The 7,216-nt window shown below is 72.9% G+C and carries 6 protein-coding genes; 1 reads left to right on the forward strand and 5 read right to left on the reverse strand.

Annotated features, from left to right (window positions below; all coding sequences use genetic code 11):
• Nucleotides 1–4,121, forward strand: a 4,121-nt coding sequence (locus E1289_RS35260) for an SDR family NAD(P)-dependent oxidoreductase (protein ID WP_131988127.1), incomplete at its 5' end; no start/stop codon positions are given.
• Between the two features lie 306 nt (nt 4,122–4,427).
• Here the strand turns inward: E1289_RS35260 and E1289_RS35265 are convergent.
• The 5 genes from E1289_RS35265 to E1289_RS35285 form a co-directional block, all read right to left on the reverse strand.
• Nucleotides 4,428–5,162: an ABC transporter permease gene (locus tag E1289_RS35265; protein WP_131988129.1), complete on the reverse strand. Its 735-nt coding sequence runs from the start codon at nt 5,160–5,162 to the stop codon at nt 4,428–4,430.
• The gene (locus E1289_RS35270; RefSeq protein WP_131988131.1) at nt 5,159–5,878 is read right to left on the reverse strand and encodes an ABC transporter ATP-binding protein; all 720 of its coding nucleotides are present in this window, start codon (nt 5,876–5,878) and stop codon (nt 5,159–5,161) included. The genes E1289_RS35265 and E1289_RS35270 overlap by 4 nt, the downstream gene beginning before the upstream one ends.
• A complete protein-coding gene (locus tag E1289_RS35275) occupies nt 5,875–6,423 on the reverse strand; it encodes a TetR/AcrR family transcriptional regulator (RefSeq protein ID WP_131988133.1) in 549 nt (182 codons plus the stop codon). Before E1289_RS35275 ends, E1289_RS35270 begins: the two co-directional genes overlap by 4 nt.
• Nucleotides 6,424–6,530: 107 nt before the next feature.
• Nucleotides 6,531–6,935, reverse strand: a complete 405-nt coding sequence (locus E1289_RS35280; protein WP_131988135.1) for a MerR family transcriptional regulator — start codon at nt 6,933–6,935, stop codon at nt 6,531–6,533.
• Between the two features lie 11 nt (nt 6,936–6,946).
• On the reverse strand, nt 6,947–7,216 hold a 270-nt coding region (locus tag E1289_RS35285; protein ID WP_207929359.1), incomplete at its 5' end, for a hypothetical protein.

Below are 7,216 nucleotides of genomic sequence, written 5' to 3' on the forward strand. Positions count from 1 at the left end.
TCCACCCCACCATCACCCACCTGGCCGACCAAGGCCACACCACCTACATCGAAACCAGCCCACACCCCACCCTCACCACACCCATCCAACACACCCTCGACACCCACGACACCAACCCCGCCGCCACGACCACCACCACCGTCGGCACACTCCACCGCGACCACCCCACCTGGACCCAACTCCTCACCAACCTCGCCACCCTCCACACCCAAGGCACCCACCTCAACTGGACCCACATCCTCGAAGCCATCGCTGCCCCTCGCCCCACACCCCCGCTGGACCTGCCCACCTATCCCTTCCAGCGGGAGCGGTACTGGCTCGATGGCGGCGGGGCGGCCCGCGGCGACGCCGAGGGGCTCGGGCTGGAAGGGACCGACCACCCGTTCCTGGGGGCGTCCCTCGCCCTGGCCGACCGCGAGGAAGTGGTGCTCACCGGGCGCCTGTCGCTGCCGTCCCAGCCATGGCTGGGCGACCACCGGGTGATGGACACGCCGCTGGTGCCGGCGGCGGCCTTCACCGAGATGGCGCTGCGGGCGGGACGCGGGCTCGGCTGCGACCGGCTGGAGGAGATCACCCTGCGGGAGCCGCTCGTCCTGGACGAGCAGGCCGCGGTCGCGCTGCAGGTCCGGGTCGGCGCTCCCGGCGACGGAGGCGCCCGGGCCGTCGGTGTCTACGCGCGGACGCGCGGCGGCTCGACCGACGGACCGTGGACACACCACGCCGAGGGACTGCTGGCGCCCGCCGCCACTGCGGACGAACCGGCGGCCATGCGCGAGTGGCCGCCCGCGAACCCGAGCCCGATTCACACCACCGGCTTCTATGACGGCCTGGCCGAGCGCGGCTACGTGTACGGCCCGGCGTTCCAAGGGGTCGAGCGGGCATGGCGGAGCGGCAAGGACCTGTACGCCGAGGTGGGGCTGGACGAAGAGCAGGCGGAGCAGGCGGACGCTTTCGAGATCCATCCGGCGCTGCTGGACGCCGCTCTGCAGGTCGCCCTGCTGGACTTCACCGACGACGGGACCGACCGGCTCCGCCTGCCGTTCGCCTGGTCGGGCCTCCGGGTGTTCCACCGGGGGGCCCGTGAGCTCCGCGTGCACGTCGCGCCGGCCGGTGACGACGCCGTGTCGCTGACGATGACCGACCTCACAGGGCGTCCGGTGGCCTTGGCGGAGTCCGTCGCGGTACGGCCGGTAGCGGTGCAGAGTCTGCTGGGGCGGACGGCGCGGCGGGACGACCGGCTGCTCAGGGTCGCCTGGCCCCCGCTCGGCGTGTCCGACGCCCGGCCATCCGGGGAGTGGGCCCTGGTCGGCGACGATCCGCTGGGCTTGAGCGACGCGTTCCAGAACTCTCAGGTGCGGGTGCGGACCCATCCCGACCTGGCCGCTCTGGCGCGCCGGACGGAAACCGACGTCCCCCGGATCGTGCTGGCGTGCTGCCCGCCCGGGACCGGGGCCGCGGACGACCCGGCGGGCGAGGCCCACCGGGCGGCCGCCGAGGCGTTGCGGCTGGTCCAGGACTGGCTGGCCGAGCCGCGCTTCGAGGACGCTCGCCTCGTGGTGGTGACGTGCGGCGCGGTGGCGTCCGGCACCGACGACGATGTGGCCGGTATGGCGCACGCTCCGGTCTGGGGCCTGCTCCGCTCGGCGCAGTCGGAGAATCCCGGCCGCTTCCTGCTCGCCGATCTCGACGGGGAGGCGGGTTCTCTCCGGTCGCTGCCGGCCGCGATCGCGGCCGCCGCCGGCGAAGGAGAGGAGCAGATCGCGCTGCGCCGCGGCCAGGCGAGGATCCCGCGGCTGCTCCGCGGAGCAGCCGCGCAGCCCGGCACGCTGTCACTTCCGCAGGGCGGGGACGCCTGGACGCTGGCGCCCGGCCGCGGCGGAACGCTGGAGAGCCTGACCCTCGTGGCCGCCCCGGAAGCGCTCCGGCCACTGGAACCGGGCGAGGTCCGGGTCTCCATCCGGGCGGCGGGCCTGAACTTCCGCGACGTGCTGATCGCGCTCGGCGCGCACGAGGACGGCGGCGCCATCGGCAGCGAGGCCGCCGGTGTGATCACCGAGGTGGGCGCGGAGGTCCGCGGTCTCGGTGTCGGCGACCGGGTCATGGGCCTGTTCCCGGGCACCTTCGGCCCGGTGGCGGTGGCCGACCACCGCGTCGTGACGCCGATACCGTCCGGCTGGTCGTTCGAGCAGGCCGCCGCCGTTCCGGCGGTGTTCCTAACCGCCTATTACGGGCTGGCCGACCTGGCGGGGCTGCGGTCCGGGCAGTCCGTCCTGGTGCACGCCGCCGCCGGCGGAGTCGGGATGGCCGCCACGCAGCTCGCGCGGCACTGGGGCGCCCGCGTGTACGGGACGGCGAGCCCCGGCAAGTGGGACGTGCTGCGCGAGGCGGGAATCGACGGCGCGTGCATCGCCTCGTCCCGCGACACCGCGTTCGAACAGCGGTTCATGGACGAGACGCGAGGCCGGGGCGTCGATGTCGTCCTCAACTCGCTGGTGCACGAGTTCGTCGACGCGTCGCTCCGGCTGATGCCGCGGGGCGGGCGCTTCATCGAGATGGGGAAGCTCGACGTCCGCGACGCGGCCGAGGTCGCCGCCGCATGTCCCGGGGTCGCCTACCAGGCGTTCTCCTTGGCGAACGTACCGGCGGCCAGGATCGGCGAGATGCTCGCCGAGCTCCGCGACCTGTTCGAACGCGGGATCCTGAACCCGGTGCCGGTGCGCGCGTGGGACGTGCGCCGGGCGCCGGAGGCGTTCCGGTTCATGAGCCAGGCGCGGCACGTCGGGAAGATCGTCCTCACCGTGCCCGCGCCGCCCGACCCGGACGGCACGGTGCTGGTCACCGGCGGTACCGGGACGCTCGGCGCCCTGGTGGCACGGCACCTGGTGGCCGAGCACGGGGTGCGCCGCCTGCTCCTGACCAGCCGGCGCGGACCCGGCGGCCCCGGCGCGGCCGAACTGCGGGCCGAGCTGGCCGCCGCGGGCGCACAGGTCGAGATCGCGGCATGCGACGTCACCGACCGCGAGCGGCTGGCCCAGGTGCTGGCCGGCGTACCGGAGGCCCATCCGCTGACCGCGGTGGTCCACACCGCCGGGACGGTGGACGACGCCGTCGTCGGCTCTCTGACGCCGGACCGGCTGGCACGGGTGCTGCGTCCCAAGGTGGACGCCGTCATGAACCTCCACGAGCTGACCCGGGACCAGGACCTGTCGGCGTTCGTGCTGTTCTCGTCGAGCGCGGGCGTGCTGGGGGCACCGGGCCAGGCCAACTACGCGGCGGCGAACACCTTCGAGGACGCCTTCGCCGCCTGGCGCAGGGCCCGCGGCCTGCCGGCCACGTCGGTGGCATGGGGGCTGTGGGAGGACACCAGCGAGCTGACCCGTGGCCTCGACGGCAAGGACCTGTCCAGGCTCGGCCGCTCGGGAATCCTGCCCTTGCCCACCCGGGAGGCACTGGCCCTGTTCGACGCCGCCTTGGACGCCGATGAGGCGCTGCTGGTGGCGGTCCGCCTGGAGATGCGGGCGCTGCGCGAACAGCCCAGGGGGGCGCTGCCCCGACTCCTCCACGGGCTCATCCGGCCCACCGGCGGTGCCGCGCGGCGGCCTGACGCCGCCTTCTCCGCACGGCACCTGGCCGGTCTCACCACGGAGGAGCGCTTCGACCGCCTGCTGCAGACGGTGCGGGACAACGCCGCCGCGGTGCTGGGGCACGCGACACCGGAGAGCATCGACACCGAACGCGGGTTCCTCGATCTCGGTTTCGACTCGCTCACCGCCGTCGAACTCCGCAACAGGATCAGTGCGGCCACCGAGACCCGCCTGCCGTCCACGGTCGTGTTCGACCACCCCAACGTGACCGCGCTCGCCCGGTATCTGGCCGCGCGGCTGTCCCCGGAGGAGGCCGAGCCCGGCGCGGCCGTACTCGGCACGCTCGCCAAGCTCGAAGCCGACCTCACGCTCTCGGGCATGGACGACGGGACACGCGCGACGGTCACCGCCCGGCTCCAGGAGGTGCTCGCCGCCCTGACCGGCCGGGACGGCGCCGAGGACGGGCGCGCCCGGATCGAGTCGGCCACCGACGAGGAGATGTTCTCCATGATCGACAGCGAGCTCGGCATCAGCTGACCGGCCGGCCCCCGGGCCGCCCATGATGATCGGAAACAGCGGAGGTCACCGATGGCGAACCGGCACCGGCTGCGGCGGTTCCTTGACCGGTTTCTGCACGACATCGGATGCGGATGGTGCGTCTACTTCGGGTATCCGCTGCCTCCGTGGCGGGGCCTGCCACCGGACTCGATAATCGGGTCCGCCGACCTTCCCCCGGGGCATCCGGAGTGCTTGTGCAACACCCCTCCCTCCCCGGAGGAACGGCGACTGTGGGACCAGATGTGAACCGGCTCCATCCGGTGCGGGCACGGTGGCGGACCGTCCCTAGTGGTCGGCTTGCCGCCACCAGAGGGTCGTGGCGGCGATGCCCGTCGCCGCCGTCGTGGCGGCGATCGCCGGGGCGGTGAACGGGAGGGACGCCGCGCCGGACAGGCCGCCGACCGTGGCGGGCAAAGCCCACGGGAACCAGCCGGCCGCGCCGAGTATCGCGGCGGCGACGCCGCAGACGAGGAGCGCGACGGTCGCCGCGATGCCGGGGAGGTAGCCGCGGCCCGCGCTCGCGACCAGCGCGATCGGGAGCGTGAGGGCGCCGGTGAGGGCGAGCAGCATGAGCAGGCCGGGCAGTCCGTGGTGCGGGGTGCCGGGCAGCCCGAGCAGCATCCCGGTCATGATCCACGCGGCGGTCTGGAAGGCGGCGAGCAGGACCAGCCAGGCCGTGGTGACGGTGAACTTGGCGAGGACGATCGCGGTGCGGGAGGTGGGGAGGGCGAGCAGGTCGAGGACGGTGCGGTCGCTGAACTCGCGGCCGAACATCCAGGTGACCAGGATGCCGAAGAGCAGGAACCCGCCCGCGGCGTCTATCTGCATGAGGGCGGAGCGGAAACCGTGCCAGTCCGGGGTGATGCCCAGGGCCTCGGACTTCTCGTTCAGGGGTGGGGTGTCGGAGGCGCCGACGAAGATGGCGGAGAGCGCCACCGGGAGCAGGAAGGCCGCGGCGGTGGCCCAAGGGGTGCGGGAGCGCAGGAACTTGGTGGTCTCGGTCCGCAGCGCGGCGTTCATGCCGCCGGCTCCTGCCGGTTGCCGGTGAGCAGGCGCAGGAAGACGTCCTCCAGGTCTTCGGCGTCGCAGGTGCAGCGGGGCAGGTCGGTGGCGGGGAACTCGGTCAGCATGCGGCCCCGGTCGATGATGCCGATGCGGTCGGCGGTGCGGGCGACCTCGGCGAGGATGTGGCTGGACACGAGGATCGCCGTGCCCTCCTGGTCGGCGAGGCGTCGCAGGATGCCGCGGAGCTCCATGATGCCGAGGGGGTCGAGTCCGTTGGCCGGCTCGTCCAGGATGAGCACGTCGGGACGATGCAGGACGGCCTTGGCCAGCCCCAGCCGCTGGGCGTTGCCCAGGGAAAGGGTTCCGGCGCGCCGGTCGCGGTAGGGCGTCAGGCCGAACAGGTCGGTGGCGCGGTCGGCGGCATCGGGGTCGGGTTCGCGGCGGAGGCGACGGGTGATCTCCAGGTTCTCGCGGACGGTGAGGCGGGGGTAGGCGTGGGCGCCGTCGACGAGGTATCCGACCCGGCTCCAGTCCGGCTCGTCCCGGCCGAGAAGGCGCACGGCGCCGCTCGTCGGGCGGGTCATGCCGAGCAGCATCCGGATCGCGGTGGACTTGCCGGCGCCGTTGAGGCCGAGGAAGCCGTAGATCTGCCCGGGCTCGACGCGCAGGGTGAGCCCGTCCACGGCGGTCGTGTGCCGGTAGCGCTTGGTGAGGGCCTTCGTCTCGATCACTGGACGATCACCTCCAGGGCCTCCGCCATCACGGTGCGCAGGTCGGGCCGGCCGTCGGCCTCGGCCCAGCGGGTCATCGCGGTGGTGGCGGCGGCCAGGCAGGCGCTCGCGGCGACCTGAACCGCGAACGGGTCCTCGGCGGGCAGCGCGGCGGCGATGGCCCGCTGGGTGGCGTGGTTGTTCTCCCAGAGCCGGGCCCGCAACGCGGGGGTGTCCAGGATCAGCCGGGTGCGGGTGAGCAGGAGATGCGGGTCGGGAGGCAGATCGTCCAGGCCGTCCAGGATGCTCAGGGCGATCCGGCGAAGCAGCGGTTCCCCGGCCGGCCGGCGCCGGACACGGTCGGCGATCACCGGGTCGTATTCGTCCTGCAGGACCAGATGCTCCTTGGTGGGGAAGTGCCGGAACACGGTCATGGCGGACACATCGGCCGCCTTGGCGACCTCGGCGACCGTGGTCGCGTCGAAACCGCGTTCGAGGAACAGGCCCAGGGCCCGCTCCTGAATCGTCCGCCGCGTCCGCTCCCGCTTCGTCTCTCGCAACCCCATCTGTTAGAGACTAACAGATGTTACTGACTAACATACTCGGGGTGTCCGCTGGAGTGCCGTAGGGAGCGACGTGGCTTCTCCGCCACGTTGCACTTGGCGCCGGGCCGTCACCCTGCTGAGCGGTGTTTGCGTAGTTCGGTTGCGAGTTCGGCGGAGAACTGTTCGGCGTCGGCCAGGCGGGCGCGGATCTTCTCGCAGCGTTCCTCGACCAGGGAACGGTAGACCGCGAGGCGTTTGCCGAGGTCGGTGCGGGCGGGGTCGTCGATGTCGCCGGACTGGAGCCGGTCCAGGATCTCCAGCAGGTCGCGCATCTCTTCGAGGGTGAAGCCGAGCGGCTTCATGCGCTTGATGACGAGAAGGCGTGCGACGTCTTCGTCGGTGTAGAGGCGGAAACCGCCTTGGGAGCGCGCCGTGGGGAGGGCGAGGCCGACCTCTTCGTAGTGGCGGATGGTGCGCAGACTCAGGCCGGTCCGGTCGGCGACCTCGCCGATCTGCATGTGCCTGCCGTCCATCGGGTGCCTCCTCACGCCTCCGGCCTGCCCTGCCGGGACGGATGATCCATTTCGTCGCTCAAGCTTGCCATCTTCCGCCCCGCGATGCGGTCGGGGGCCGCGTGCCGCCGCGGGGGGCTCTTGGGCCGTCCGCCGGTGGACTGACGCAGCGGTTCGGGAAGCGGCTGGGAGTGCAGGACGTGCAGGGACGTGACCGCCCGGGTGAGGGCGACGTAGAGCCGGTTCAGCCCGCGGGGACCGGCCGCGATGATGTCCGCCGGTTCCACGACGGCGACCGCGTC

This window comes from Actinomadura sp. 6K520, assembly GCF_004349245.1.
Taxonomy (GTDB): Bacteria; Actinomycetota; Actinomycetes; order Streptosporangiales; family Streptosporangiaceae; genus Spirillospora.